The sequence below is a fragment of the Streptomyces sp. NPDC002870 genome (genome assembly GCF_042888505.1).
In the GTDB taxonomy this organism is placed as follows: domain Bacteria; phylum Actinomycetota; class Actinomycetes; order Streptomycetales; family Streptomycetaceae; genus Streptomyces.
On the sequence record NZ_JBIAPW010000028.1, the window covers coordinates 1 to 26,263 of the forward strand.

At 70.6% G+C, this 26,263-nt stretch carries 21 protein-coding genes; 3 read left to right on the top strand and 18 right to left on the bottom strand.

All coding sequences use genetic code 11. The features are described 5' to 3' along the window. Positions 1-231: 231 nt before the first annotated feature. The 14 genes from ACFYWY_RS27850 to ACFYWY_RS27915 form a co-directional block, all read right to left on the bottom strand. The gene (locus ACFYWY_RS27850) at positions 232-1,650 is read right to left on the bottom strand and encodes a DUF6177 family protein (protein WP_389190773.1); all 1,419 of its coding nucleotides are present in this window, start codon (positions 1,648-1,650) and stop codon (positions 232-234) included. Positions 1,651-1,786: 136 nt separating this feature from the next. After that, positions 1,787-5,761 carry a type VII secretion protein EccCa gene (eccCa, locus tag ACFYWY_RS27855; RefSeq protein WP_389190774.1) on the bottom strand — a complete coding sequence of 1,325 codons (3,975 nt, stop codon included), beginning with the start codon at positions 5,759-5,761 and terminating at the stop codon, positions 1,787-1,789. 37 nt (positions 5,762-5,798) lie between these two features. Beyond that, positions 5,799-7,085 carry a MinD/ParA family protein gene (locus ACFYWY_RS27860; RefSeq protein ID WP_389190775.1) on the bottom strand — a complete coding sequence of 429 codons (1,287 nt, stop codon included), beginning with the start codon at positions 7,083-7,085 and terminating at the stop codon, positions 5,799-5,801. A gap of 55 nt (positions 7,086-7,140) precedes the next feature. Beyond that, positions 7,141-8,496, bottom strand: coding sequence for a type VII secretion integral membrane protein EccD (gene eccD, locus ACFYWY_RS27865; protein ID WP_389190776.1), 1,356 nt, complete (start codon positions 8,494-8,496; stop codon positions 7,141-7,143). A gap of 163 nt (positions 8,497-8,659) precedes the next feature. Continuing rightward, positions 8,660-8,941 carry a hypothetical protein gene (locus ACFYWY_RS27870; protein ID WP_389190777.1) on the bottom strand — a complete coding sequence of 94 codons (282 nt, stop codon included), beginning with the start codon at positions 8,939-8,941 and terminating at the stop codon, positions 8,660-8,662. Positions 8,942-9,112: 171 nt separating this feature from the next. Beyond that, a complete protein-coding gene (locus tag ACFYWY_RS27875) occupies positions 9,113-9,778 on the bottom strand; it encodes a GPP34 family phosphoprotein (protein WP_389190778.1) in 666 nt (221 codons plus the stop codon). 177 nt (positions 9,779-9,955) lie between these two features. Next, positions 9,956-10,453 carry a phospholipase gene (locus ACFYWY_RS27880; RefSeq protein WP_389190779.1) on the bottom strand — a complete coding sequence of 166 codons (498 nt, stop codon included), beginning with the start codon at positions 10,451-10,453 and terminating at the stop codon, positions 9,956-9,958. A 229-nt stretch (positions 10,454-10,682) separates the two neighbouring features. After that, positions 10,683-10,817 carry a ferredoxin gene (locus tag ACFYWY_RS27885; protein ID WP_389190780.1) on the bottom strand — a complete coding sequence of 45 codons (135 nt, stop codon included), beginning with the start codon at positions 10,815-10,817 and terminating at the stop codon, positions 10,683-10,685. 31 nt (positions 10,818-10,848) lie between these two features. After that, positions 10,849-12,357, bottom strand: a complete 1,509-nt coding sequence (locus ACFYWY_RS27890; RefSeq protein WP_389190781.1) for an AMP-binding protein — start codon at positions 12,355-12,357, stop codon at positions 10,849-10,851. Beyond that, the gene (locus tag ACFYWY_RS27895) at positions 12,354-12,653 is read right to left on the bottom strand and encodes an acyl carrier protein (protein ID WP_389190782.1); all 300 of its coding nucleotides are present in this window, start codon (positions 12,651-12,653) and stop codon (positions 12,354-12,356) included. Before ACFYWY_RS27895 ends, ACFYWY_RS27890 begins: the two co-directional genes overlap by 4 nt. 53 nt (positions 12,654-12,706) lie before the next feature. Then, on the bottom strand, positions 12,707-13,735 hold the full coding sequence (locus tag ACFYWY_RS27900; protein WP_389190783.1) for a 3-oxoacyl-[acyl-carrier-protein] synthase III C-terminal domain-containing protein: 1,029 nt from the start codon (positions 13,733-13,735) through the stop codon (positions 12,707-12,709). Positions 13,736-13,768: 33 nt separating this feature from the next. After that, entirely contained in the window at positions 13,769-15,073 is a 1,305-nt protein-coding gene (locus ACFYWY_RS27905; RefSeq protein WP_389190784.1) for an amidase, read from the bottom strand. Positions 15,074-15,117: 44 nt separating this feature from the next. Continuing rightward, entirely contained in the window at positions 15,118-17,148 is a 2,031-nt protein-coding gene (locus ACFYWY_RS27910; RefSeq protein WP_389190785.1) for an MFS transporter, read from the bottom strand. A gap of 228 nt (positions 17,149-17,376) precedes the next feature. Next, entirely contained in the window at positions 17,377-18,306 is a 930-nt protein-coding gene (locus tag ACFYWY_RS27915) for a helix-turn-helix transcriptional regulator (RefSeq protein WP_389190786.1), read from the bottom strand. A 272-nt stretch (positions 18,307-18,578) separates the two neighbouring features. Between ACFYWY_RS27915 and ACFYWY_RS27920 the strand changes: the two genes are divergently transcribed. Together ACFYWY_RS27920 and ACFYWY_RS27925 are read left to right on the top strand one after the other, a co-directional pair. Beyond that, positions 18,579-19,307 carry a 4'-phosphopantetheinyl transferase gene (locus ACFYWY_RS27920; protein WP_389190787.1) on the top strand — a complete coding sequence of 243 codons (729 nt, stop codon included), beginning with the start codon at positions 18,579-18,581 and terminating at the stop codon, positions 19,305-19,307. A 374-nt stretch (positions 19,308-19,681) separates the two neighbouring features. Then, a complete protein-coding gene (locus ACFYWY_RS27925; RefSeq protein ID WP_389190788.1) occupies positions 19,682-21,121 on the top strand; it encodes a helix-turn-helix domain-containing protein in 1,440 nt (479 codons plus the stop codon). A gap of 21 nt (positions 21,122-21,142) precedes the next feature. Here ACFYWY_RS27925 and ACFYWY_RS27930 read toward each other — a convergent pair whose 3' ends face one another. Beyond that, positions 21,143-22,891 (bottom strand): acyl-CoA dehydrogenase family protein, encoded by a 1,749-nt coding sequence (locus ACFYWY_RS27930; RefSeq protein WP_389190789.1) that lies wholly within the window; start codon positions 22,889-22,891, stop codon positions 21,143-21,145. After that, positions 22,888-23,232 carry an acyl carrier protein gene (locus tag ACFYWY_RS27935; RefSeq protein ID WP_389190790.1) on the bottom strand — a complete coding sequence of 115 codons (345 nt, stop codon included), beginning with the start codon at positions 23,230-23,232 and terminating at the stop codon, positions 22,888-22,890. The genes ACFYWY_RS27930 and ACFYWY_RS27935 overlap by 4 nt, the downstream gene beginning before the upstream one ends. Positions 23,233-23,380: 148 nt before the next feature. On the opposite strand from ACFYWY_RS27935, the gene ACFYWY_RS27940 reads away from it, so the two are divergent. Beyond that, positions 23,381-24,157 carry a thioesterase II family protein gene (locus tag ACFYWY_RS27940; RefSeq protein ID WP_389190791.1) on the top strand — a complete coding sequence of 259 codons (777 nt, stop codon included), beginning with the start codon at positions 23,381-23,383 and terminating at the stop codon, positions 24,155-24,157. Here ACFYWY_RS27940 and ACFYWY_RS27945 read toward each other — a convergent pair. Together ACFYWY_RS27945 and ACFYWY_RS27950 are read right to left on the bottom strand one after the other, a co-directional pair. Continuing rightward, positions 24,113-25,384, bottom strand: coding sequence for a cytochrome P450 (locus tag ACFYWY_RS27945; protein ID WP_389190792.1), 1,272 nt, complete (start codon positions 25,382-25,384; stop codon positions 24,113-24,115). The genes ACFYWY_RS27940 and ACFYWY_RS27945 overlap by 45 nt on opposite strands. 58 nt (positions 25,385-25,442) lie before the next feature. Next, positions 25,443-26,213, bottom strand: coding sequence for an SDR family NAD(P)-dependent oxidoreductase (locus ACFYWY_RS27950; RefSeq protein WP_389190793.1), 771 nt, complete (start codon positions 26,211-26,213; stop codon positions 25,443-25,445). Between the last annotated feature and the right edge of the window lie 50 nt (positions 26,214-26,263).

Consider the following 26,263-nt stretch of genomic DNA (forward strand, 5'->3'; position numbering starts at 1 on the left):
GGGTCGACAGAACCTGCGCCCCCATGTCGAACTTCATCAGACTCCCCCCGCGGGCTGGATGACGACCGTATGCACTGACATCCCTATCAACTCCCGGGTCACAAGTGCAATCAGCAATCTCACCACCGTGACCAACTCACGACAATCTCACATCACGAGTAGTCAACAATGGGCAGCACGCGGGTACTTGACGCGGCACTCCAAGAGCGGCCGCACCCGCCCGCAGGAGCCCTACGCGCCCTTCAGATGCCGCACCAGACGCTCGAAGTCCCGCCAGCCCGACAGGTCCGAGGGGTCTCCCGGCAGCGGGTAGTACAGCGCCGGACGGGCTTTGGGACCGAGCTGGACGGGCGGCTCCGACAGCGGCGTGCGCCGGGCGCGGTCGCCGGGCATCTGCCGGACCTCCTCGGCGCCGAGCACGAAGGCCAGCGGGACGCCGGGCCCCTCGAAGCGAGGCGGCACGGCCAAATCACGTCGGGCTTTGCGCACTTGTACGAGCATCGACTGGAGACGGTGGCGGGTGGCGAGCACCTCCGCAACCCTGGGTACGGCGTCCAGCGGCGGCTCCTCGTCGGCCCCGTAGCCGAACGCCAGCGTGACATCCTCCTCCACGCCCGCCTTCGTACGGCTGACGCGGACCGTCGCCAGGCCGGGCCGGTCCGGGCTGCCGACCACCACGGCCCACGTCGGCTCAGGCGCCCTCTCGTAGGCGACGTCGGTCAGTTGGCGCAGCGACCAGGGGAGGTTGGCGGGCTCCGCGGTGCCCCACCCGGCCGGGGGCTCGCCGGTCAGCTCGCGCCATACCGACTCCAGTGCGCCGCCGAGCACCAGACGGTCGTCCGCGGGGTGGACCGTGCGGAAGGTGAGAGCCAGCTGGCGCTCACCGGTGTCGGTGACTTCCTGGTAGGAGGCGGCAACCGGCGTGCGCGGGTCGTCGGGGGTCGCGTCGGCCGCCTCGACCGTTGCGAACATCCCTTGCTGCCAGGCCAGTACGGCGCCGGTCAGGCCGTCGTAGTAGCCCTCCCGCTCGTCCTGGACGACCCAGCGCGACGGCCAGCCGCTCAGGCTGTCGCGTACGGCCGGGGAGAGCGTCGTGCCCGCCGGGCTGACGATCTGGAGGCCCAACTCCGCCTCGGCCGCGGCCCGGAACGCGTCGGAGAGCCAGGCCGTCATGGCGACCACCGGACGGTCCTGGATCACGACGGCGACCTTGTCGGTCAGGACGTCGACGGCGGGCTGCGCGGCAGCGGGCGTCGGTGCGACGCTCACGCCCTCACTCTTCACCACGGCGAGAGAAAGGGCCGCCTCCCGAGGCCAGGCGGAGCCGCCGGCCAGAGAGGTCAGCCTGGCCGCGAAGGTACCGGCGATCCGCTCGGCCTCCTCGACGCCGGTGGTGGCGCGGGCCTCCGTCCACCAGTACGGAACCGGCGGCGCCGTGGCGCCGAGCAGCCGCTCTGCCTCGCCCGCGACCTGTACGAGCAGCGGCGCCTCGACGGAGACGAGAGGCCGGCCCTCCTGGTCGCAGAGCTGTACGACGGCGCCGTCGCCCTCCGTGCCCACCAGTTTGTCGGGGCCTCCCGAGAGGAGGCCGGCGAGCACGATCCGATGGTCGGGCATGCGCGGGGTGAGGGCTATGACGTCCTTGGTCATGTGGCTCGTCCGGTCCTTCGTCGTTCATCGTCAGTCGTTCATCGTGCGCCGTGCGACTTGCGTCGTGCGTCGTGCGTCTCGCGTCTCGCGTCTCGCGTCTCGCGTGCTGCGTCCTGCCTGGCATGGATGCCGTGCGTCACTCGGAGGTGAGCACGGTCTGGATCAGGCGGTTCGACTGGCCGCGGCGGATGAGCACGCCGCGGCCCGCCGGCTGCTGGGAGGCGTACACGCCGGGGAACAGCTGGCCCTCGCTGCGGTCGCCCGCCATGAGGATCGCGGAGGCTCCCGACTCGCGCAGGCCCTGCACCAGCGGCTCGTACATCCCGCGCGACGCGCCCGCGACGCGGCGCGTCAGCACGAAGTGGAGACCGATGTCGACCGCGGAGGGGATGTACGGCAGGAACGGGGCGAGCGGCGACTGCCCCGCGGTGGTCAGCACGTCGTAGTCGTCGACGAGGACCACGATCCGCGGGCCGCTGCCCCAGCTGCCGGGCTCCAGGTCCTCGATGCGTGCGCTGTCGTCGGGCAGCCGCTTCTCCAGTTCGGTGGCGATACCCGCGGCGAGGCCCCCGCACATCTTGGCGTTGTACGCATAGCCGCCGTTGAACTCCTCGGGGATCACGCCGCGCAGACTCCGCCGCGGGTCCATGATCGCGAAGACCAGCTCGTCCTCGCCGTAGCGCTCGATGAGGCCGCCGGCGACGGTCTTCAGCAGATTCGTCTTGCCGCACTCGCTGTCACCCATGACCAGCAGGTGCTGGTCGTGCCGGAACAGGTCGAGCAGAACAGGCGCGAGCGCCGTCTGGTCCAGGCCGATCGGCACCTGCTGGGGCTCGGCGACCGGGCCCGGCAGCAGGTGGGGCTCCAGGATGTGCGGCAGCACCCGTACCGACTGGGCGACTTCGCCGCTCCAGGTGGCGCGCACCGTACGGGCCGTGCGCTCCAGGACCGCGCCCATTTCCGAGGTGTCGGCGACTGTGTCCGTACGGGGCAGCGCCACCTGTGCGAAGAGCTTGCCGTCGGTGAGGACGCGGCCCGGCTCGTCGGGCGACAGGGTCTCGGCGAGCTTGCGCTCGATGCTGGACTCGGTCGGGTCGTTCAGTCGCAGCTCGACGCGGGTACCGAAGTTCGACTGGGTGGCAATGCGGACGTCGTTCCAGCGGAGCATGCCTGCGACGACATGGATGCCGTAGCCACCGCCGCGCTTGAGAATGTCGACGACGGCGTCGTCCAGCTCCTCGAAGTCGTCGCGCAGCGCGCCGAAGCCGTCGATGACGAGCACGATCTCGGCAGAGGTCAACTGGGGCAGCCGACCCGCCGCGTGCAGGGCGCGCAGCTGGTCGACGGAGTCGATGCCGTGCTCGCGGAAGAGGTCCTCGCGGGTCGCGAGCATGTTCCGTACTTCTTCGACGGTGCGGCCCGCGCGCTCTCGGTCGGCGCGGCCCGCGATGCCGCCGACGTGCGGCAGGCCCGACAGGGCCTGCAGACCGCCGCCGACCAGGTCGAGGCCGTAGACGCCGACCTCCTGGGGAGTGTGGGTCAGCGCGAGCGAGAGGACGAGCGTGCGCAGGAGCGTCGTCTTGCCGGACTGCGGGCCGCCGATTACGGCGGCGTGGCCGCCCGCCACCGTGAGGTCCAGATACCACTCGCCCTGCCACTGCTTGGTCGGGTCGTCGAGCAGGCCGAGCGGCACCACGAGCGGGCCGCTCCGCTTGGTCAGCTGCATGCCGCGGGGGCCGACGTCCAGTGGGCCTGCGACCTGGTCCAGGGTGATCGCGTCGGGCAGCGGGGGCAGCCAGATGCGGCGCACCGGGGCGGCGGCGTTCTCCAGCTGGCCGACCATGACGCCCATCTCGGTCGGCCCGGTCTCGCGGCGCCGCACCGTCTGCTCCTGCGGGCCCGAACTGTCCGGCTCACCCAGCGTGTTGAAAGCCTCGTACTCCAGGGCGAGGGGTCCGGTGTCCTCATCTTCCGCACGCTGCACGGGACCGCGGTAGGCCCCCGAGACGTAGCTCGCCTTGAAGCGCTCGTAGTGGCTGGTGTCGACCTTGAGGTAGCCGAAGCCGGGCAGCGGCGGCAGATGGAAGGCGTCCGGGGTGTCCAGGACGGTCCGGGACTCGTCGGCGGAGAAGGTACGCAGGCCCAGCCGGTACGAGAGGTAGGTGTCCAGGCCCTTGAGCCGGCCGCCCTCGATGCGCTGGCTGGACAGCAGCAGGTGCACACCGATGGAGCGGCCGATACGGCCGATGGACAGGAACAGGTCGATGAAGTCGGGTTTGGCGGTGAGGAGTTCACCGAACTCGTCGATGACGACGAACAGGTGCGGCAGCGGCTCCAGGTCGGGCCGCTTGTCGGCGCGCAGCGCCGCGTAGTCACCGATGTCGGCGATGTTGCCCGCATCCTTGAGGACCTGTTGGCGGCGCTTGACCTCGCCGGCGAGTGAGGCGTGGACGCGCTCGACGAGGCCCGCCTGATTCTCCAGGTTGGTGATGACACCGGCGACGTGCGGCAGGTCCGCGAACGGCGCGAAGGTCGCGCCGCCCTTGTAGTCGACGAGGACCAGCGCGAGGTCCTCCGGCGGGTGCGTGGCCACCAGCGCGAGAACGAGGGTGCGCAGGAGTTCCGACTTTCCGGAACCGGTGGCGCCGACGCACAGGCCGTGCGGGCCCATGCCGAGCTCGGAGGACTCCTTCAGGTCCAGGAGCACCGGCTCGTGGGAGTCGCTGATGCCGATCGGTACGCGCAGGAAGGCGCGTTCGCCGCGCGGCGCCCACAGGCGCGACAGGTCCAGGCGCGCCACGTCGTCGATGCCGAGCAGGTCGGCGAAGTCGACGGGCCCGGACAGGGGGGCGTCGACCAGCGACTCTGCGGACAGGCGCAGCGGCGCCAGCATCCGGGCCAGGCCCTCTGCGAAGGGGATGGTGGCCTCGTCCACGGTGCCGTGAGCGGTGATCGGCTCCTGCTCGCGCAGGTCCTCGATGATCACCTGGCCGCCGTCGACGGTGATCCGGACGCCGACGTGTCCCGGCTCCTGGACCCGTTGTTCGAGCAGGTGGAGGACCGTGACGCCCATCTCGCGAAGGCCGACCGCGTCGTCGGGGCGCGGCAGGTCGACGGCGTCCTCGCCGTGTCCGTCGGTGACGACGAGCAGCCGGGACGACATGGACAGGGCGTCCTTGCCGGACAGGCCTCGGCGCACCTCGGCGGCATAGGAGGCGCGGCGGCGCAGTTCGGGGCCGATCTGCCGGGCGAGCTGGGGCGCGGAGGGGGCGATACGCCGGGCGGCGACGGGGCCGTCGAACTGCTCGGTGTCGAGCAGATGCGGCATCCACTTGGCCCACTCCCAGTCGGCGAGCCGGTCGCCGGGCACGGCGAGTGCCATCGCCACGTCGTCGGGGGCGTGCATGGCGGCGGCCTGGACGAGCAGGGCGCGCGCCACGCGCAGACAGTCCTCGCGGGGGCCGACGACGCTGATGTTGCCGACGCGGTCGAGCGGGACGGTGAGCGGGAGTTCGGTGCCGGTGCGGAAGCGGTCCATCAGCGCCGACGCCTCGTTGAGCATGAAGCGGTCGGGCGGAGTGAGGACCGAAGAGCCCTGCTCGGCGATCTTCAGATCGCGTACGGGCATCTCGCCGGTGCCGACGCGCACGCGCAGGAAATCGGCGTCGACGCGGCGGCGCTCCCAAAGGCGGGCGGGGTCGCGCACTATGTCGTACAGGGCGTGCGGTGGCGGGTTGAGGATGTCGGCGCGCTCGCGTCGCTCGCGCTCCTCGGCGGAGAGCTCCTCGCGCAGGTCCTCCAGATAGGCGAGGAATGCCTCGCGCTGGGTGCGGCGGGTGCGCTGGGCCTTGCCCCGCTGCGAGAAGACGAGCGCGACGGAGCCGATGATGGTGACGACGAGGATGAGCGCGCCGAGCGCGGCGAACTGACTGTTGCGTACGACAGTCATCATCACGACGGACGACATCACACCCGCGACGGGCAGCAACGACATCGCGATGTTGCCCGCCTTCCCCTCCGGGAGGTTGGGCGGGGCCTCGATGGTGCGCGCCCCGGAGGCGGCCGGGGGCCGGGTGGTCCTGGCCGGGCGGTGGATCAGTCGGGTACTCATCGTCGTCCGTCATTCACGGTCGGGCTCGGCATCCGGGTCAGTGGCGCTTCTGGGAGAGTTGGAAGACGTCTGCGGCGAGACGGGTGGCGGCTTTCCTGGTCGAGTGAGCGAGCAGTTCGGTACGGATCGTGCCGCCGGCTGCCAAGTGCCGGTCGTACGGCAGGATCTGGACGCTCGCGCCGGTGGACTTGAGTCTCTGGGCGGCCTCGTCGAGATCGAGTCCCGAGTGCGCCACCAGTTCGGTGAGCACGACGACCGTGCCGGCGATCACATGCCGGGGCAGCCCCTGCATCCACTGGAGCACCGAGTACGTGCTGGTGATGCCTTCCAGCGTGGCGGGGGCCGTCAGGACGCGGGCCTGGGCGGCGGAGATGGCGACCCGGGCGACCTCGGCGGGCAGCGTCTCGCAGTCGACGACCGTCACTCCGAAGTAGCGGCGCAGCGCGACCATGACCCGCTCGTACGCTCTGGTGTCCAGCATCGCGCCGATCTGGCCCTGACTGCCGGGCAGCAGCCAGGCGTTGTCGGGGAGCTGCACGAGATAGCCGGTGACGTCGAGCAGCGACATCTGCGGCTCGACGATGCCTGCGACATCGCCGGTGGTCCAGCGCAGCGTCTCGGCGCCGAGACGCAGCGGCAGCGAGCCGAGCGCCGGGTCGGCCTCGACCAGGAGGACGGGATCCTGCCGGTAGTGCGCGTACGTGGTGCCGAGCAGCGCGGCGACGGTCGACTTGCCGGAGCCGCCCCGGATGGAGGTGACGGCGATCTGCCGGCCGGTCGTCACGGGCTGCTGGAGCGCCTCTGCGGTGCGTGTGGTCTCTGCGACCTCGCGTGCGGCCGACGACGAAACGGTACTGCGCAGGACGCGCGCGGCCCGCGAGGCGAAGGACTCGCCGCGCCGCGGCTTGCGTCCGGCGCGGGCCAGGTCCTGGTCGATCACGGGCCGGGAGTCGGGGGTGCGGTGGTGGGGGTCCCTCCCGCGCCCGCCAGGGCTTGGGGTGAGGGTGCCCGGGCCCGGGGGGTATGCGGCGGCGGCCGGGGCGGGGGCCTGCTGCACATGGCCCTGGGAGCCGGTCTGTTGCGGCCGGTCACCCTGGTGGCCCGCCTGCTGTTCGTACTGCCCGTGGTGCTGGTATCCGGCCTGCGCGGGCACACCGTCCCCGGGGGCGGGCGCGCCGGGCGCCGGTGCGCCGGGGCCCGGAGTGCCCTGCTGTCCGCCGGGTCCCGGAGTGCCCTGCTGTCCGCCAGGGCCCTGAGCGCCCTGCTGGGCGCCACCCCTCAGGTCGCGCAGCACATCGCCCTGCCAGTTGTCTGCGTTCGGCATGTCTGCCCTTCTTTATTCCGTCCTGCTGCCCCGCCCGGAGCGCCTGCGCGTTGACTCAGAACTTGTTGAGCAGCTGTCCGTACACGCCGAACATCCCGATGGCGAGCGGGAAGAGCCCCACCATGCCGATGGATTCGACCAGATCGGCCGTGCGCCGCAGCCGGACCTGCACATGCTCGGGCGGCTGCACCGCCAGAACGACGAGCGGCAGGACCGCGGCCGCGCACAGCACGGCGAGTGGCCCGGCGCCCCCGTCATGCTGCATCCACAGCATGACGAGGCGTACGACGAGAAACGCCGCGGCGGCGAAGAGCGCCACGACCTCGGCGACCAGCGGGAAGGCCCGCGCCCTCGACAGGAGCACCACGGCGACGAGTGACGCCAGCGCCACGGTCCATACGGTCGGCTTCTCGGCCAGGGTGAGCAGCCAGCCGGCGAAGGCCGCCGAGAACGCGGTGACCATCGTCGCGAGGGCGAGGCCGCGGTGCGTGGCCGCGAGCGCGTTGCCCACCTGGTGACGGCTGACGGAGACACCGCCCGAGCGGCGGTCGTCGAGTGCGGTGAGCCCCGACGCCATCAGGGCGAGCCTCGGCAGCAGGCCGAGCAGCACCACGGAAAAGACGGCCATGACGGCGCCGACCCGGGCCGGATTCTCCTGGAAGGCGGCGACGGCCTCCCACACGGCGGTGATCGCGGCGGTGGCCACGGCGCCGATGAGCCCGCCGCGGCCGAGCGGCGAGAAGTAGCCGAGCAGCACCATCGTCAGGATCGACGCGCCCGCGACTGCGGCGAGGCGCACGGTCCCCGGCCAGTCGTACGCGTCGGCGGCGGTCCACGCGGTGAGGATGCCCAGCCCGCCGGAGGCGAACAAGAGGGCGGTCGCCAGACCCCGGTTGCCCTCCCCGATCTTGGCGATGAGCGCACCGGCCGCCAGGAGGACGAGCGTGACGGCCGCGAGGGCGCCGGCCAGAGCGTCGAGCGCGAACTCACGACGGGCGAGCAGCGCGGAGATCACTGCGAAGGCGACGGTCGCCACGCCCGCGCTGGCCCGGCGCGCGGCGGGACGCCAGCGCCAGGCCTGCAGGTCGAGGTCGTCGGCCACTTGGTCGGTGACGTCGTGCACCACGGGGGCGGGCGGCGCGGAGTGGGTCCGCACGAGCCGGAGCACAGCGCCGTCGGCTATCTCGGCCGACGCCAGTGTGCTGTCGTGCGGCAGCGCGGAGCCGTCGGACGTGATCAACTGCCGTGTCATCGGACGCGATGCGGCCCGGTCGTCCAGCAACTGCAGGATGTCCGGAAGCAATTGCCCGATCGGAGTGTCGGAGGGCAGGACGATGTCGGCCCGGCGTCGCTCGCCGACCAGGGTCACCCGGCTCAGTTGCGCCCGGGAAGTCGTTGCTGTGCTCACCACTTACGGGAACCTATCATCGCGGCGTTGAGAACCTCCGAGCCAGAATTGGACATGCCTGCGCTGTCGGCTTCACCCCATTCCCTTACGGGAGACTCTTCCTGCTCCGGGGAACTCTTCGAGGATCTACCGGAGTTGATGTGAACTCTCCCGGATCGGCGGATTTCTACGGTTTCGCCGACTTCGCCGGCTGCTCGTACTGCTGCTCCTGGCGCTGCTGCTGTTTCTGCTGCTCGGCCTTCTGCTTGTCCAGCGTGTGCTGAAGGAAAGACCACCCGACGCACCCCGCACACAGGACGGCCGCGATGGCGATCCCCGCGAACACCTTCCCGAGCCGCTCGTCCGCCGTGCGCCGCGCCCGCTGCGCGCCGAACAGCAGCGCGTCCCTCATCCTGCGCCGGCGTACCGCCACCGACTCCAGCAGTTGGCTGTCGTAATCCCGTGCCATTCGTCGTCCGTCGCCTCAGTCATGGTCAGTGGAACCGCCGGTGACCGGCCGTCATACGCCGGCCAAGTCGGTCGGTCAACCATGCTCAACGTGGCTTCGAGCATGCGCAAGCTGTGGCCCTGGTGTGCTCTGCGCCCGGCCCCGCGATTCCCGACGGGCCCGGCAGTCCGGTCAGCTCGTCACAGCCACTGCGGTTGCAACGGTGACCGCCACCATCGCCGCCTGCATGTTGCGGATCGCGGTCCGGACGCTCTCGCCCGCCCATTGGCCGTCCGCGATCTCCTCCATCCGCGGCGAAACCTCCTTGCGCGACCGGTCAGGGAAGGCGAGGCGGTGCAGCTTCGCGGCGTGGATCAGGGCGATCAGGCCGGCCGAGCGGTCGTCCGGGTCGGCATTGTGCAGGACCAGTGCGGCAAGCCGGGCGCGTAGCTCGCGCTCGGTCGTCCCGTCCGCCTCGGGAAAGCGGCGCACCGGGAACACGCCCAGCACCTTGCGCTCCTCCTCGCCCACCAGGCCACGTTCGCGCAGGCTGTCGATCGTGGCGCTCACGGCCTTGCCGTGGTCCTTCGTCAGCCAGTCCGTGACCTTGGGCGGCCTGCTCTTCTTCGATGCCCAGGCGTCGATCAGCTTGAGCCGGTCGTCCAGCAGCCCGACGCCGGTGGGCGTCGTGTCAGTCACTGTCACCCGCCCGCCGTCCACCGAGACGCGACCGGCCATGACGAGTTCGAGCACGATCGCACCCGCAACGGCCCAGCCGGCAGACTGCCGCTCTTTCGCAACTCCGGACTCGTCGTCCAGCGAGAGCAACATGATCTCCTCGCCCAGCGTGACCGTCATGCGCCGGTTCCCCCTTCACTCGTTGCCCGTGACCTTTCGGACGTCTGAAACGTGTCGTCAGTTCCCAAGCGCTCTACCCGAGCGTCGACCAGGGGGCCGACAACACCGAGTCCGGGCGCACCCGCGCCCGGACTCGGTGGCTCGCAGTCAGCTGTCAGAAGTCGGAGAGGGAGCGCATCAGGCGGCCGGCTCCAGCTTGTTGGCGGCTGCCTCCGCCGCCGAGAAGCCGAAGATGTCGACCGCGTGGTAGTACGTCCAGGCCGTGCCGTTGCAAGCCGTTCTGGTGGCGCCCGAGTAGTTGGCGCAGACGCGCTTGAGGTCCTCGTAGAACGCCGAGTCGATGCGGCTCTTGTTGGCGGAGAAGGTGCCGGCCGCCTTGTAGTTGCGGTAGCCGAAGTCGTGGCGGGCGCAGGCGGTTGCGAAGGGGAAGCCGAACGGGTTGTCGGGCGAGGAGCTGCAGTAGTCCGTCGACCAGTCGAAGCCGTACGCGGCCCAGGCGCCCTGGTTGTGACGGGCGGCGTTCCAGGCGTTGTAGCTGGAGGCGCTTGTCTGAGTCCAGGAGCTGAGGACCTGGGGCTTGTCCGCGGGGGCCGCCGATGCGGACGCTGCGGGGATCAGGGCGATGGGCAGGGACAGAACGGCGGCGGCGAGGGGTAAGGCGAAACGACGACGCATGCGTGACCTCCGTTGGTGGGGGCCGTGCACCCCGTGGGATCTCACGGGGCGGCTCAAGCCTGCCGTCGTGTCCCTGTCATGCAAAGACCTCAACAGGGTTGACATAGGCGGATTCCTAAAGGTTCCGGGCCGCCATGCCTTCGATTTCCCGGGAGAGCCATAGAAGTTCAAAGAAAAGGAAGTTTCAAGGAACGTCAGACCAATCCGGGGACTGCCGGTCGAGGGGGCGTCAGGAGAGCGCGGTGATGGCCCCGGAGGGGCAGATGTCCGCGGCCTGGCGGGCCGCGGCGTACTGCCCTGGGGGCGGCTCGGCGTCCGGCAGCAGGACTCGGCCGTCCGCAGCGCCTCGCCGGCGGCGGCCCACACGTACGGCGTCGTACAGGGGACCGCGCCCGTCACGCAGTCGGCTTCTCCGCGGCGGCCAGTACGGAGTTCTTGATCCGGTTTCGATCGACCTTGCCGGTGGAGGTCTTGGGCAGCGGGTCGGCCACTATCTCGATCACGCCCGGGACGGCCGCGCGTACCGTGCGCTCCGCGCAGTGCCGGCGCAGGGACAGACTGTCCGTGGAACCGGCCTCGGCAAGCCGTAGCCGAGCGTGCAGGCGGTGCCCTGCGACCGGGTCCGGGATCGCGATGACGGCGGCCTCTGCGACGGCCGGGTGGTCCAGCAGGATTTGCTCGATGCTCTGCGTGCTGATCTGGAAGCCGCGTACCTTCACCATGAAATCGGTGCGCCCGATCACGCTCAGGGCGCCGTCCTCGTGCCGGGTGACCACATCGCCGCTGCGGTAGTAGACGAGGCCGGGGACACCGTCCGGGTGCGGGCCGAACTTCCTCTCGTTCGGCGCGTTCACGTATCCCGTGGTCTGGTAGGGGGTGTTGACGAGGAGTTCGCCCTGCCCCGGGCCGGACACCTCCCGCCCGTCCGGACCGGCGAGCAGCCAGCTCACACCGGGCAGCGGTTCGCCGATCGGCAGCGGGGTGCGAATGGGCCCGTCGCGGTCCACCTCGTAAAGGAAGCTGTTGTTCGTCTCGGTACAGCCGTAGTTGTTGTACCAGCGTGCCTTGGGAAACGTCGTGGACAGTGCGGCCAGCGCACGCGCGGGCATGCTCTCGCCGGCGAAAATGATGCGCTCGGTCATCTCCAGCGGCTTTCTCTCTGCCGACGCCTCTGCAAGCAGCCGGAAGAGCATGGGCACACCTTGGACCACGGACACGGAATGGTCCACGACCAGGTCACGCAGATAGCCCGGCGAAGCACCTCGGTCCGGGTCGGCCAGGACGACGGTGCCGCCGTGCGCCAGCGTGGTCCAGACATCCAGTAGGCACAGATCGAAGTTGAGGGGTGCGTAGTTGAGGACGGAGATGCCCGGCGTGATCCCGAAGACCTCGGCCGCCCACTCCGCGAACCGGGCGACCGCTCCGTACGCCAGCGGAACGATCTTCGGGAGGCCGGTCGAGCCCGAAGTGGTGAGCATGAAGCCGACCGCATCGTCGTCGACGGCTGTCGGCGGCCGGTTCTGTCCGGCGCTCTCGGGGGCCGCGGCCGGATCCACCACCCGGTCGACGAGCGGACCGCCTTCCAGGCCGAGGACGACGCCACACCCCGCCTGCTGATACAGGGTCTTCAGCGGTGCGTCCGGCAGCTCACGAGAGGGCAGCAGGAAGCTGCGGCCGGCCATCAGACAGCCCAGCACCAGAGCCACTGCCTCCGGCGACTTTCCAACCAGCAGTCCCACCGGGCGTTCGGTGTCCGGGGCAGCCGACTCCACCTGGGCGCGCGCCCGGCCGGCCATGGCATACAGCTCGCCGTAACTGACCGCGCGATCCTCCCAGATGAGCGCGGGTGCCGCGGGCCGGGTGGCCGCGCGAGCCGCGAAGGACGCCACCAGCGAGCTGCTCACGCTTCTCCACCCCCGGCTGCGGCACGCTCGGCAGTCAGCCGGATGGTGCGCACCGAACGGAAGTTTCTGCTGGTCAGCTCCGGGTCCGGCAGGGTGAGGCCGTACTGCTTCTCCAGCCAGCTCGCGACGTGCAGCACACCGAGACTGTCGATCACGGCGGTGGCCAACAGGTCGTACTCCGCGTCGAGTTCATCCGCGTCGACGCCGGGCAGGAAACGCTCCACGACGAACCGTGCGATCTCCTCCTCCCAGATCCTCGATGTCGCCGCCGGCGCGGTCTCGGGCTCGGTGGTCATCTTGCTTCCTCTCACAGGTCCATAACGTCGCGGGTGGCGGTCATTTCATGACCTCAGACTTCGATGAGCGTGCAGAACCAGTGCATGCCCGGTGCCGCGACTCCCGCGAGTGCCACGAGATCCCCCAGCGCCAGCTCTCCGGCCTCTATGTGCTGCCACAGACAGATCAGCTGGTCGGCCGCGCCCATGTGGCTGAGTCCGCGGGCCAGCTCGGCGTTGGTGCGCTCGACCGGAAGGCCGACCGCATCGGCGGCCGCCTGGATCGCCTGCTGGTTGTCATTGAGAAAAATCAGCCGGGCAAGCTGGTCCCGGTCTCTTCCGGCACGCGCGAGGGCCTGGTCGACCACAGCCGCAAGCCGCTCGTTGATCTCCTCCACGAATCCCTGAAAGCGCTCCGGATCCCGGCCGAAGTGCCGGTAGACCGCGGCCAGCGGGTCGACGTCCAGGTTGTTCCTGCCCGCGGGCGGTTCGGGGACGGCGGAGCCGCCGTACTCGATTCGGAACAGGTCCGCGTACTCGGGGTTCGTGAAATGCGCGGAGGCGAGCCGGCGGAGGCGTGGATGTCCACGCTGCAGGACGGCCGCGACCGCTCCGTCACTGGCGACAAGGGTGTTGAAGCCCATCCGGTTGGTGTGGGCCTCGCCTGCCACATTGACCACGACCACCAGCACGGTGTTCGTATCGGGCGTAAGGGCCATCGCGCCGGCCGCATGGTCGAGGGCCAGCGACCAGGCGGCGCAGGCCTGGGTGAAGAGCACGGTGGGAGTGCCGTGCGCACCCAGCGCCCTGGCCACCGCCGCCGAGGAGTCCCAGCCCAGATACTCCGGTACGTCGGAGTTGCCGACGACGATCAGGTCCACATCGGCTATGCCGAGATCCGCGTTCTCCAGGGCCTCGCGGGCCGCGGCCGCCGCGAGATCGGTCGCGGTACCGCCGTCGGCCACCCGGTGATACGTCTCGTACCCCCAGCCGGCCACAACCTCGGGATCGGTCACGTACTCGCCGGCCGTCTCTGCGACACTGCGCGGCTCACCGAACGCCATGCCGGTTGTGACTATGCCCATCTCCGCTGACGCGCCCACCCGTTGTCCTTCCACTCTCACGGTGACTGGTTCCTATGCCGACAGCACGCGCTCCAGCTCCAGCGCCCAGCTCAACAGGCGCTCGTCGTCGCCGAAGCGGGCGACGCACTGGAGCCCGAGCGGCAGGGCGGCCGGGGGGCGTGCGGTGGGGATGGAGAGGCAGGGGAGGCCCGCACCGCTCCACGGGAGGGACATCACCGAGTCTCCGGCGCTGTCGAGGCCGAAGGGAGCCGGGCCGGTGGCCGAAGGGGTGATCCACAGGTCGACGCCGTGCCGGCCGGTCGCCGCTTCCAGGCGGTCGCGGAAGTCGTCACGCTGCTCCAGCGCCTTGGCGTAGTCGGAGTCCCCGGCGCTCTGGCCCTGGCGGACGGCCTCCGCGGTGCGCTCGTCGTAGAGCTTCTCGAAGCGAGCGAACCATTCGGCGTGGGACCGGGCCAGTTCATAGAGGTTGACGACGAACAGCTGGAAGGCGTCCTCCTCGAAGTCCTCGAACATGGGTACCCGTACGACGTCGTAGCCGGCCGTGCGCAGAGCGACCACCTGCTCGTCGAACGCGGCAAGGGCCTCGGGTTCCGCGAAGCCCAGGTAAGGGCCGTCGGGGATGCCGAGCACCGGCCGTCCGGGGACGGCCCGGGCCGGCTGCCAGTCGTCACACAGGCACGCGGCGGCCAGGGCGGCGTCGGCGACCTTGGCGGTGAGGGTGCCGAGAGTGTCGTACGTCGGGGAGGTGGGAACCACGCCGTCCAGCGGGATACGTCCGTGGCTCGGCTTGAAGCCGACCACTCCGCAGTACGCGGCGGGGCGGATCAGCGATCCGATGGTCTGGGTGCCGATGGCGAGCGGCACCATGCCCGCGGCGACGGCTGCTGCAGAACCGCTGCTCGATCCGCCGGGGGTGTGCTCGGGCCGGTGCGGGTTGCGGGTGGGACCGGGTGCGGCGACGGCGAACTCGGACGTCACCGTCTTACCGGCGATCAGCGCCCCGGCCCGAAGCAGCCGGTCCACGACCGTTGCCTGCTCGCCGCGCAGCACCTCCGGTGGCAGGGCTGAACCAGCCCTGGTGGGCAGCCCGTTGACGTGGACGATGTCCTTGAGGCCGACCGGGACGCCGTACAGCGCGGGCCGCTCGCCCGGCTCGGCACCACGCGTCGACAGCTCCCGGGCCGCGTCACGCAACCGGTCCGCCCGGCCGGGCTCGGCCACGAAGGCCTGGACGGTGCCGTCCACCCGGGCGATGCGCGCGCAGGTCCGTTCCATGTACTCCTTGGGGTCGGTCTCACCGGCCCGCAGGCTTTCGGACACGCTCGCCACAGACGTGGGCAGAACGAGATCTTCCATGGCTTCCCCCCATGTGTTTACCGGCCGGTCGGGTGCCCCGCCCGTCACTGCCGTGGTGTGTTCCCCATTGGCTTGCTCTTGGTCACGACCCCGCCGAACATGGCGACGCCCCTGATGACGATGCGCGGTACGCCCGGCCTTCCGCGCCGCGCCCCACGCCTTCCGAACAGGCCGAACAGCCCGATGCCCTTGACCTCGACCTCGACGTCGTCGGGAACGACGATCTCGGTGCCGCCCCACAGGGCGACGGCGAGGACCCGGGTCTCCCCGCTTGTGAAGCGGGCCTCGCTCAGGTCGAGCCGGCCGCCGCCGAACATCGACCAGGCGGTGAACTTGGGCGGGACGACCCACTCCCCCTCGCGCTCGAACCCGCCGAACATGCCCAGCGCGAAGCGGGAGGTGGGCCGACGGTCGACCACGAGTGCGTCCCTGCCGCCCGGTTCGGGGAGACCGCTGCTCGCGAGCTCCAGCTCGCCGCGGGTCTTGGCCCGGTAGACCTCGGCGAGCCGCTCGTCCAGCTCTGCCATCTCGATCCGGCCCGAGGCGAGGGCCTCCCGCACCCGCTCGGCCGCGCGGTCGCGCTCGTCGTCGGAGGCAAGCAGCTTCTGCTCGGAACGCCCGGAATGCTCAGAATGCTCAGTCATGGGCCCAATTCTCTCATGTCCCGATTCACCGAGGCGATCAATGTGCACCCAACTCGACTTGTCCGAAAGGCTGTTGGGGCCGCCACCCTCCGGAGAACTCTCGTCCGCGGCGGTGGGCCCGGCCCACGACAGAGGGGCCGTCGGCGTCGGCAGTTCCTGCACCTCGGCCAGCGGGCAGTCCAGGACGCCGAGCTGCCGTCGGGCGCCGTGCAGCGCGAGCGCCAGCAGGGTCATGGCCACGGCAAGGATCAGGATCGCCTTCCGTACACCCACCGCGTCGGCGAGAAAGCCCGCCCCCAACGGACCCAGCCACTGCACCACTTGGACGCAGAACCGGCTCGCCGCTGCGACCCGGCCCAGGTACGCGTCGGGGACCAGGCGGACCTGGTACGACTCGGTGACGATGTTCAGCGGCACCATGCTGGTCATGCCGATCATCAGGACCAGGCCGATCTGCCAAGGCCGGGGGACCCACACCACGGCGGCGAAGGACGCCACGAAGACCCAGGCGGAGAGGAGCAGCACCCGCCTCGCGCCCAGCCTGCGCATCAGCCACGGCCCGGTGAGGGCTCCGATGAGGCCGCCGACGAGCGCGAGCGAGGTCGCGGTGCCGACCGCCGTGGGCCCGCCGCCGCGGTGGTGCACGAGCACGATGAAGAGCAGGGTGAAGCCCTCCGCCACGGCGTTGAGCAGAGCTCCCCAGATGATCGTGAACCTGAGGTAGTCGCTGCGCCTGATCATGCGCATTCCGTCGGCCATGTCGGCGACCAGGCTGGGCCGCGGCTCGTTTCCGGTATGCCGGTCCGGGCCGAGCGGCCGTCGGATCAGCAGGGCGCCCAGGCTGACGAAGAGGAAGGAGACCGCGTCGAAGAGGAAGGGGATCCAGCGGGCCATGGAGAACAACAGGCCACCGAGGGGCGCCCCGACGAGCTGGGCGATCATGTCGCGGCCCATGCCCTGCGCCGTCGCGGCGGCGACCTGCTCCTTGGGGACGATCCGGCGCAGCGCCGACATCGACACTCCGCTGCCCAGACCGGCCGCGAGCCCGCTGACGAGCGCCATCGCGGCGAGCGCGACGATCGAGGGATCACCCTGGTACACCAACAGCGCGACGACGCCCAGCGACAGCGCCTGGACCAGCGGGGCGAGGACCATGATGACGCGGCGGGACACCCGGTCCGCCAGCGCTCCGCCGACCGCGAGGGTGGCGAGCGTGCCGATCATGTGGGAGGCGGTGATGCCGCCGGCCTGCGCCACCGATCCGGTGGTGTAGATGACGAGGAGGGGGAAGGCGAGCGTCGACACACTGGTGCCCAGCGTGGACAGGCCGTTCCCGGACCACCAGCACATGTAGTCGCGGTTGCGCCACAGCGAGGGGGGCTGTGCCGGAGTCCTCTCGGCCTCCTCGGGACGCGACTGCGCCGTGGTCATTCGCCCCCCATCCATTCATCACCGGGCTGATCCGGGCCTGTGCCGCGGATCCCGGTATGGATGCTGGTCGATGCGTCCCCGGCCGGGCCAGGCAGTGCACCGGCAACTCATGGCGAGAAGTTGCCGCTCGCCCCGGGCGCTACGTGAGTGAACGGCCCCGGACTCACCCCGGGCGGGACACGAGTGAACCGGTCCCGCCCAGGTCGTACGCCCCGATGTTCCCCGCAGTCAGATCCAGCCCCGCTTGCCGGCCCGGTACCCCGCCTCGAAGCGGCTGTCCGCGCCGAGCCTGGCGGAGAGGTCCGCGACGATCCTGCGTACCGTACGCAGCGAGACGCCCAGGCGCCTTCGTACGACGTCGTCGGTCAGGCCGCGCGACAGCAGCCGCAGCAACTCCTGTTCCTGCGGACTGAGTCCGTGCTCGTTCGACTGGGTGTCCGTGCCGAGCGGGACCGCGCTCTCCCAGACGCCCTCGAAGAGAGCCGCCAGCGCCACGAGCGCGCCGGGCGCGGCTATCTGCATGACGCTCCGCCAGGGGTCGGCCGGGTCGACGGGCAGCAGCGCCACCGACCGGTCGACCACGACCATGTGGACGGGCAGCGAAGGCACCGTCCTGACCTGGCCGCCGAGTTCGTCCCGCCACGAAGCCTGGCGTGATGTCCTGGTGTCGCTGCGGATGCTGTCCGTGTAGATCGTACGTGTCGAGATGCCGCGGCTGCGAACCTGCCGCTCCAGTGACCATGCGGTCTCCAGCCAGCTCGCGGACTGGGTGCCGCCCGGGACGAAGGCCAGCCACTCGACCTCGGCTGTGCCCGCGAGTTCACGCAGCCGGTCGACCACGTCCTCGCGGCCGACCACGTATTCGGCGCCGGGGCCCCCGGCCCCCGGATGGAGGTCGCTGTACTGGTCGAGCAGGTCCAGGACGGCGGTCCGGTCCTCCTCGAACTCCTTCAGCCGGCTCTCGATCCCGGAGATCTGCTGGAGCAGCAGGGCCTTGAGCCCGAGGTGCGGATCCACCAGCTGCCCGAGTCCGTCGCCGAACGGGCGCAGCAGATCAAGTTTTTCCAGCCGTTCCAGGGCCGCGCGGATGTCCCCCTCCGGCAGCCCGAGTTGTTCCACCAGGTCGTCGACACGTTGGTGGTTGCCCGTGATCAGCATCTTGTAGACAGTGTCAGTATGGCTGTCGAATCCCAATCGCTGCAGCATCGAGTTCTGCCCCCGTGCTCCCCGTGCTCCCCGTAAGTTTCGGCGCGCCGCGTTGACATTTGGTCAGATCTGTACAGACGGGCACCGCCGACGCACACTACTTGACCGGAGCGGGCGGCGGTAGGACTTACCATGCCGTCCGAGCCCTCGGGGAGCGTTCGGTTCCGCCGACCGGGAGACACGATGACACACGGAACGGGCCGCCCACGGCGAGGTGTTCGGGCGTGATCGACGATCTCGTGCCCGACGGGGTCCGCGCCCAGGATGCGTTCGGCGACGTGAGCCCGGAATCGAGCGTCCCGCTCTTCCCCGCCGAACAGGCGGTGGTAGCCGGGGCGTTCGAGGAACGACGCAAAGAGTTCACAACGGTGCGCGGTTGCGCCCGCGGGGCGCTGGCTCGTCTCGGGGTGGCCCCGGCGCCGCTGGTGCCAGGTCCGCTGGGCGCACCCAGCTGGCCGGCGGGGATCGTCGGCAGCATGACCCACTGCCAGGGCTATCGCGCGGCCGCCGTCGCGTACGCCGCGGACTTCGCCGCTCTCGGCATCGACGCGGAGCCCCAGGAGCCCCTTCCCGGCATCGTCGCGGCCCGGATCGTCACAGACACCGAGTCCGGCTGGCTCCGGCAGGACTTCCCGGCGGCTGCCGGACTGCCGCTCGACCGTTTGCTCTTCTGCGCCAAAGAAGCTTCCTACAAGGCGTTTTCACCCTGGACGGAAACCCGCTTCGGCTTCCGGGACTTCATCGTTCGACTGCGCTCCGACGGCACGTTCCGTGTCGTTCCCCCGGGTTCCGGAATGCCCCTTTCGGGTACCCGAGTGGCGGGCATCTCGGGCCATTGGGTTGCGCGTTCCGGGTTTCTGCTGACCATAGTGGCGGTTTCGGCCGGCCGCTCACCAGAAGCTCGCCTTGCCCGCCACCAGAACCACAGGCCTCGACCCCCGGTATTCAGCTGAAATTGGGCGATCCGCACCGGCGCGTTCCACGAACGACCAGCTCCCGCCGACGAGTCGAGGCTGGTGGGACCGGGAGTGGCTGGCATCAAGCGGCCAACCGGCACTTCCTGCCAATGCCACAACTCTGCACCCGGATACGTTTTCGAGTAGCGTCCATTCAGAAAGCGTAGGACCACTCGACCATTCGGAGAACGTAGGCAAACTCGACCAACTGGCGCGTCATGGGGCCACGGGCGCCCTACCGCACCGATGCACCTCCGCCGACTTCTCAGCGCCGTGCCGCCGACCAAGGGGCACGGCGTCCGCCGATTCTCGCACACGGCGCGGGGGTGCGCTTGAGCAGCACACTTTTCATCCCGGGGGAAAACATCAACATGCACATTCGGAATGAGCTCTTCCCTTTCGACAGAACCGATATCCATCAACTGCGCGACTTTCTGCTCAATCAGCGCAGAATCTCCGGCTGGACGCAGGAGGAGCTGTCCGAGCGCTCCGGCGTCAGCGTCCGCACGATCCGCAATCTGGAGACCGGCTCCAACACCAACCCGCGCCGGACCTCAGTGGGCCTGCTCCTCACCGCGTTCGGCGCCACAGCAGCCTCGCTCTCCGAGGCGGCTTCCTGGGACAGCGACGTCTGGCCGATGCTGCCCGAGCAGCACTCGGACCCGCATCGGTCGAACCCGTCGACGCTTCCGCCGTGGCGCGGCCCGCGACCGCTGTCCGATCCGCTGGTGGGCCGACAGGCCGATATGCGGCACATCCTGGCCGCCGCCCAGCGCAGCCGGCTCATCGTCCTGACCGGACCCGGCGGCGTGGGCAAGACCCGTCTCGCCCTCGCGGCGGCAGCCCGGCTGCGCCCGCTGTTCCGTGACGGTGTGGCCGTCGCCGAGCTGCACGACTGCCCGCCCGAGCACCTCGAACCTGTACGGGCAGGCAGGGAGTTGGGGCGCCTCGTCCAGGAACTGACCGCAGAGGACGCCCTTACTCACGGCGGCGGGCAGACCGGGCGGCGGCTGCTGGTCCTGGACAGTGCCGAGCATGTCGTGCAGCAAACGGCCCGTACCGCACGGCAGTTGCTCGACGAGCATCCGGGGCTCCATCTGCTGGTCACCTCGCGCCGTGCCCTGGCCGTCGGTGCGGCCGAGACCTGGGAGGTCGAGCCGCTGCGGGTCGACTGCCAGGAGGGCCGGGACGTGACCGTGCCGAGCGCGGTGGAACTCTTCCTGCGCCGGGTGCAGGCAAGTCTGCCGACTCTCGACCTGGGCAACCGCCTGGCGCTGGTCAGCAAGTTATGCCGGCTCCTCGACGGCGTGCCGCTGGCCATCGAGATCGCGGCACAGCGACTCAGATCGTTGCCGCTCACCTCTCTCCTCCACGACGCAACTCTCTTCCATCTGCTCGACCAGGTCGACGTGGGCGACCTGTCCCGGCACCGCACCCTGTCGGGCAGCGTGCGGTGGAGCTACGAACTGCTCCCTGTGCCGCATCGTGAACTGCTGCACGAACTCGCCGCGCTGCCGGACACCTTCTCGCTGGACGACGCACTGACGGTTCAGCGGGGCGGCCGCGCAGGGGCGGCGCAGGTCGCTCATCTGCTGGCGGAGCTCGCGGATGCGTCGCTGGTCCAGATCAAGCGGGAACAGCAGTACAAGTACCGTGTCCCCGCGCTGGTACGGCACTGGGTGGCGCAGGTGGAGCGGCCCACAGCCGCCGCAGCCGCCGGAGCCGCCGCAACCGCCTGGCCCGACCGGTCACCGGAGCAGGACTGCTACTGGCCCGCACTCGCGGGCAGTGCCTGGCGTCCCGCCATCTGACGGGACGCCGCGGCACCGGACTCAGCTCCCCGCTGCGCCGGCTGCCGCCTTGACGGCCCGGAGCGAGAAGTACTCCGGGCCGTCAAGGCTCGACAGCATCAGCTCCTCCAGCCACGGAAGGCTGCTCTCCTCCAGCTCGGCGGCATGCCCCAGTCGCTGCAGCAGCCTCTGTAGTACGAGCACCAGCCAGCCGGTGCCGCCGGCCGAGGCGCGCTCCTGCGCGAAGGAGTACAGCCAGGTGTAGAGGCAGGAGGCGGCCGCGTGGTGGACGCAGTGCTCGGCGGCCAGGTCCTGCCCCTCGGTCGTCGCCGCGTCGAGCGAGTCGGCGGCGATCCGCGTGTAGAAGGCCCTCCGGAGCGCGGACAGCTCTCCGAGGACCTTGGTGAGCGCGGCGGCCTCCGGCGCCGGCAGTTCACGCTCCGCGATCCGGCAGGCCTCGGCCGCGGCCGGGGCCCAGCCCCGGGTGATCTCGTCCTCGGTGGCGTTGGTCAGCCGCAGCGCCCTTCCCGAGGGGTGCCAGACCGGGGCCTCCTCCGACCAGTCGAAGAGCTGCCGCAGAACATCGTCGCCGCCGGGTGCCGGACGGTCGGCCACCCGGGCCACGGCGGGCAGCTGCGAGGCGATGCTGTGGAGGTTGACGTGCGTGGTTCCCTCGAAGATGCTCGCGATCGCGTGGTCCCGCTGGAGCTTTTGGAAGGCTCCTGAGGCCACGCCCTCGCGCAGATAGCTGCGGGCCCCCAGGACCCGGGCGGCCTCCTGCACGGCCTCCTCGCCGAGCGTCGGCACGAGGTACTTGACCACGGAGGACCACAGGCTGAGCCGGGACGGCGCGACCGAGAGCGAGCGCGCCACCGGCAGCGCCGTGCACTCGGCGATCAGCAGGTCGAGGTATGCCTGCACCAAGTGCCTCCGGATGACGGGGATCCGGTAGATCTCCTGCCCGTACAGCACCCGCTCCTGCGCATGGCGCAGAGCGATCCGCAGCACCGAGTCCATGGTGCCGATGGACAGCCCGCCGATCGCCGTGCGCGTGATCTGCAGCACCTGAAGGATCTCGACCAGGCCCGCGCCGCGGCGGCCGAGCAGCGCGCCGGCGGGCACCCTGGTCTCCCGGAAGGTGATCCCGCTGAGGTCGTGGCCCCGCAGACCCACGGTCCGTACGAAGGGGTGGTTGTCCCAACTCCCCTCGTCCAGCTGCTCCTTGTCGAGCAGCAGCAGCGACGAGCCGGCGCCCTCCACGGCCGCGTAGACGGTGACGAAGCGGCCCCGGGTGGCGTTGCCGACCGGCCACTTCTCGCCGGTGAGGACGAATCCTTCACCGTCCGGCACGGCCGACGTCTCGTTGGTCCCCAGATCGCTGCCGTGGTCCGGCTCGGACACCGCGAAGCACGCGAGATCCCCGTCGAGGATGCCCCGCGCGACCTTCGCGCGCTGCTCCTCGTCGCCCCACAGCCACACCGGGTTGACGCCGAGAATCGCCGAGCCGAACATCACCGCGACGGTCAGATTGCGGCGGGACAGCGAACGGGTCAGCAGGAAGAGCTGCTCCAGGTTCCGCAGTCGGCCGCCGAACTCCTCCGGCACCAGGTACTGCGCGAACCCCCACGACTTGATGAGGTCCACCGCGCCCGGCGGCAGGGCGCCGTTCTCCTCGTGCGCGACGGTCTCGGCGTAGCTGAACGGGCCGGTCTCCGCGGCCGGGTCGCCGAGCGCCCGCTCCAGGTCCGCGGCCAGTGCGTAGGCCGGACGGTCGAATGCGTTGCCGGTCATGCCGCGGGACCGTCGACGCCGTAGCGGGCGAAGACGGCGGCGACGTCGTCGTCGGCGGGCAGCTCCGCCCTGCCCTCGGCCAGTTCGGTGCTGACCAGCTCGATCACATCGCTGACGCGTTCCAGCTTCATGGCCTCCTCGGGGTTCAGCGACCGAAGGCCGTACAGCTCCTCCAGGTTGTAGCCGAGTTCCGCGAGCACGAGGGAGTGGAAGCCGAGATCGCCGACGAGGCGGTGGTCCGGCTCGACCTGGTCGAGCTTGCGAGGTGCGATCAGCTGGACCAAACCGCTCACCACGGGAGAGACGGCTTCAGTGCCGATGGCGGCAGGAGTGTGAGTCATGCCGCCGACGCTAGGGCGAGCCGCGCACCGGGCCCAGGCAACCGGCCCGGCAAGCACACGGCAACTCGGCTGCTACCCGGTGTGCTTCCGCTCAAGTTGCCGCCGCGCTGCCTGGCCGGGGCCGGTGACAGCGGTGAGGCTGGCCGCCATGAGCGCAACCGATGCCTTCACTTCAGAAATCGACTGGGTCAGCGCCCGGTTCACCGTCGGGCACCCCCGGATCAGGCTGATCTGCCTGCCGCACGCCGGAGGGGGCGCCGGAGCCTTCGGCGCCTGGCGGCCGTACGTACCCGAGGGAGTCGAGCTGGCGCCGGTGGAACTGCCCGGCCGCGGCTCCCGGATCGGCGAGCCCGTGCCGGACGCGCTGGAACCGCTGGTCGAGGCTCTTCTCACCGGCCTGCGCTCGGAGTTGACCATGCCGTACGCGCTGTTCGGCCACAGCTTCGGTGCGGTCCTCGCGTACGAGTTGACGCGCCGGACCGAGCAGTACGGGCTGCGGCCACCGAGCGCCCTGCTGGCCTCGGGGTCACGCGCGCCGCATCTGCCGCTCGGCCGGACGGCAGTCGCGGGCGGCGACGACGAGGAGCTGATCGCCTGGCTGGGGCGCAGCGGCGGACTGCCGCCCGAGCTCCTGGACTTCCCGGACTTCCTGCGGGACCTCCTGCGTCCGGTGCGCAGCGACATGGCCCTCGCGGAGGCCTACCGCATCCCGCGGCCGGTCAAGGTGCGCTGTCCGCTCTTCGCCTTCGCAGGCGCGCAGGACGAGGTGGCCACCGAGGCGCAGGTCGCGCCGTGGGCGCAGTACACATCGGCCGCGCACCGGCTGCGGGTGCTGCCCGGTGGCCACGGCTTCCCGCAGACGCATCCGGAAGAGACGCTGTCAGCCGTGCTCGGCTCGCTGGCGGAGATCGGCGCGGCCGGCTGACCGTTCCGCGGTGAGGGCGACCGGCAGGGCTGACAGACCGCTCAGGAAGTTGGAGTACACATACTGCTGTGGGCCCGCCTGCTCGGCCACGGCGACCAGATCGCTCAGGCTCTCCACGAGAGCGGTCAGCTCGGCGCGGGCCAGGAACGCGCCGAGGCAGAAGTGCGGACCGTGCGCGAACGACACGTGCTTGTTGGGGCTGCGGGACAGGTCGAATTCGTCCGGCCGGTCGAAGACCCGCTCGTCGCGATTGGCGGAGGCCAGCCAGGTGGTGACGATGTCGCCCGCCTCGACGAACTGGTCACCGAGGAAGACGTCCTGGGTCGCGGTCCGCCCGCTGTGCAGGGCGGGGGTCGTCCAGCGCAGCACCTCCTCGACCGCCGAAGCCGTGCTCACCCGGCCGGACTTGAGGGCCTCCCACTGGTCGGGCCGCTCCATCAGCGCCCGCAATCCGCCGATCATGGCGAAGCGAGTCGTCTCGTGACCGCCCATGATGATGCTGTAGCAGTTGAAGACGATCTCCTCGTGCGTCAGCGGCCGGCCGTCGATCTCCTTGGACACCAGGAGGCTGACCACGTCGTCGTACGGCTTCTCGCGGCGCGAGGCGGCCAGCTCCGAGAAGTAGAGCAGCAGGCCGTTCCGTGACGACCAGGTTGCCTCCTCGGTGGGGACGCCGTCCGCCGAGGACAGCGCGGACGAGGTGAGGTCGATGATGTGCTGCCGGTCGGAGACCGGCACGCCGAGCAGGTCGCAGATCGCGGCGAGCGGGATGTGCTCGGCGACGTCGGCGGCGAAGTCCACCGTGCCCCGCTCCACCGCCTCCTCCACCAGCCGCCGGGTGCCGCGCCGCACACTCTCGATCACGACGTCGAGGGACCGCGGCGAGAACGGCTTCAGCAGGGCACTGCGCAGCGCCTTGTGCGGCCGGCCGTCGGTGACGGCCAGCATCCGGCCGGCCGCCGAGTCGCCGCCCGCCAGCAGGGTGTCGAGCACATTTCCCTGCTCCGAGGTGAAGGTCTCGTTGTCGCTGAGCACCGAGACGACGTCGGCGTAGCCGGTCACCACCCAGAACCCGGGGCCGCGTGCGGTCTCGGGCTGCCAGTGCACCGGTGCTTCGGTGCGCAGGCGGCGCCACAGCGGCCCGAGGTCGTGGTTGGCGTGCAGCAGCGGATCGGCGAGGTCCACGTCGTCGAGCGGGCCCGGGGCAAGCACAGGGCGGGTGTCCATGGTCGGCTTCCTCGAACTCGTCAGGTGTGGCAGTGGGGTTGGCGGGAGTGCGTCGCGCTCAGCGCACCGGCTCGGTGGGGCCGGGGAAGAACGCGGTGGTGGCGCCGGCCGTCTCCGCGCCGTCCACCACGAACTGCTGGCCCGAGACGAACGACGCCTGCGGGGAGGCCAGGAAGTGGAAGACGTCCGCGATCTCCTCGGGCAGGGCGTGCCGCCGGGCCGGGATGCGTTCGTTGACCTCGTCGAGCATGGCGTCGGTGTACTCGGCGCGCTGCATGGGTGTCAGTACGGCGCCGGGCGCGACGCACGCGGTCCTGATCAGCGGACTCAGCTCGACGGCGAAGGTCTGGCAGAGCGAGGCCACGCCCGCCTTGCTGGCGTTGTAGTCCGCGTAGAGCGGGTAGCCGCGGGAGCCGTTGACTGACGCCGTCGCGAGCAGCACGCCCTCGCCCTGGCGCAGCATGTGTGGAGTGGCGTGCCGCCACAGGGCGAGGACGCCCATCAGGTTGACGTCCAGGGTGCGCCGGGCGTCGGCCTCTGTGAGGTCGAGGATGCCGTGCCGGACGCTGATGCCGGCGTTGGCGATGACGACGTCGATGCGGCCGCGCTCGGCGTGCACCTGGTCGACGGCGTCGCGGACGGCCGACCAGTCGGCGACGTCCAGCTTGGCCCAGCGGATCCGGCCGCCGCCCTCGCGGGGGCCGTCCACCGTGTCCGGCGCGGGTGGCTGCACGTCGAGGTTGACCACGTAGTCGCCACAGCGGGCGAACCGCTCGGCGGTGGCGAGCCCGATGCCGCTGGACGCGCCGGACACGATGACTGTGCGCATGGGTTACTGCTGCCTTTCCTCGGGGCGCTGGGGGGGGCGCTGCGGGGACG

Bases quoted from the DNA above. Each gene is read 5' to 3' on its own strand.
- ACFYWY_RS27930 (WP_389190789.1), bottom strand. From the start codon at position 22,891: ATGACCGGCAACGCATTCGACCGTCCGGCCTACGCACTGGCCGCGGAC.
- ACFYWY_RS27935 (WP_389190790.1), bottom strand. From the start codon at position 23,232: ATGACTCACACTCCTGCCGCCATCGGCACTGAAGCCGTCTCTCCCGTG.
- ACFYWY_RS27850 (WP_389190773.1), bottom strand. From the start codon at position 1,650: ATGACCAAGGACGTCATAGCCCTCACCCCGCGCATGCCCGACCATCGG.
- ACFYWY_RS27910 (WP_389190785.1), bottom strand. From the start codon at position 17,148: ATGACCACGGCGCAGTCGCGTCCCGAGGAGGCCGAGAGGACTCCGGCA.
- ACFYWY_RS27950 (WP_389190793.1), bottom strand. From the start codon at position 26,213: ATGCGCACAGTCATCGTGTCCGGCGCGTCCAGCGGCATCGGGCTCGCC.
- ACFYWY_RS27880 (WP_389190779.1), bottom strand. From the start codon at position 10,453: ATGCGTCGTCGTTTCGCCTTACCCCTCGCCGCCGCCGTTCTGTCCCTG.
- eccCa (WP_389190774.1), bottom strand. From the start codon at position 5,761: ATGAGTACCCGACTGATCCACCGCCCGGCCAGGACCACCCGGCCCCCG.
- ACFYWY_RS27940 (WP_389190791.1), top strand. From the start codon at position 23,381: ATGAGCGCAACCGATGCCTTCACTTCAGAAATCGACTGGGTCAGCGCC.
- ACFYWY_RS27945 (WP_389190792.1), bottom strand. From the start codon at position 25,384: ATGGACACCCGCCCTGTGCTTGCCCCGGGCCCGCTCGACGACGTGGAC.
- ACFYWY_RS27875 (WP_389190778.1), bottom strand. From the start codon at position 9,778: ATGACGGTCACGCTGGGCGAGGAGATCATGTTGCTCTCGCTGGACGAC.
- ACFYWY_RS27925 (WP_389190788.1), top strand. From the start codon at position 19,682: ATGCACATTCGGAATGAGCTCTTCCCTTTCGACAGAACCGATATCCAT.
- ACFYWY_RS27870 (WP_389190777.1), bottom strand. From the start codon at position 8,941: ATGGCACGGGATTACGACAGCCAACTGCTGGAGTCGGTGGCGGTACGC.
- ACFYWY_RS27895 (WP_389190782.1), bottom strand. From the start codon at position 12,653: ATGACCACCGAGCCCGAGACCGCGCCGGCGGCGACATCGAGGATCTGG.
- ACFYWY_RS27860 (WP_389190775.1), bottom strand. From the start codon at position 7,085: ATGCCGAACGCAGACAACTGGCAGGGCGATGTGCTGCGCGACCTGAGG.
- ACFYWY_RS27915 (WP_389190786.1), bottom strand. From the start codon at position 18,306: ATGCTGATCACGGGCAACCACCAACGTGTCGACGACCTGGTGGAACAA.
- ACFYWY_RS27905 (WP_389190784.1), bottom strand. From the start codon at position 15,073: ATGGAAGATCTCGTTCTGCCCACGTCTGTGGCGAGCGTGTCCGAAAGC.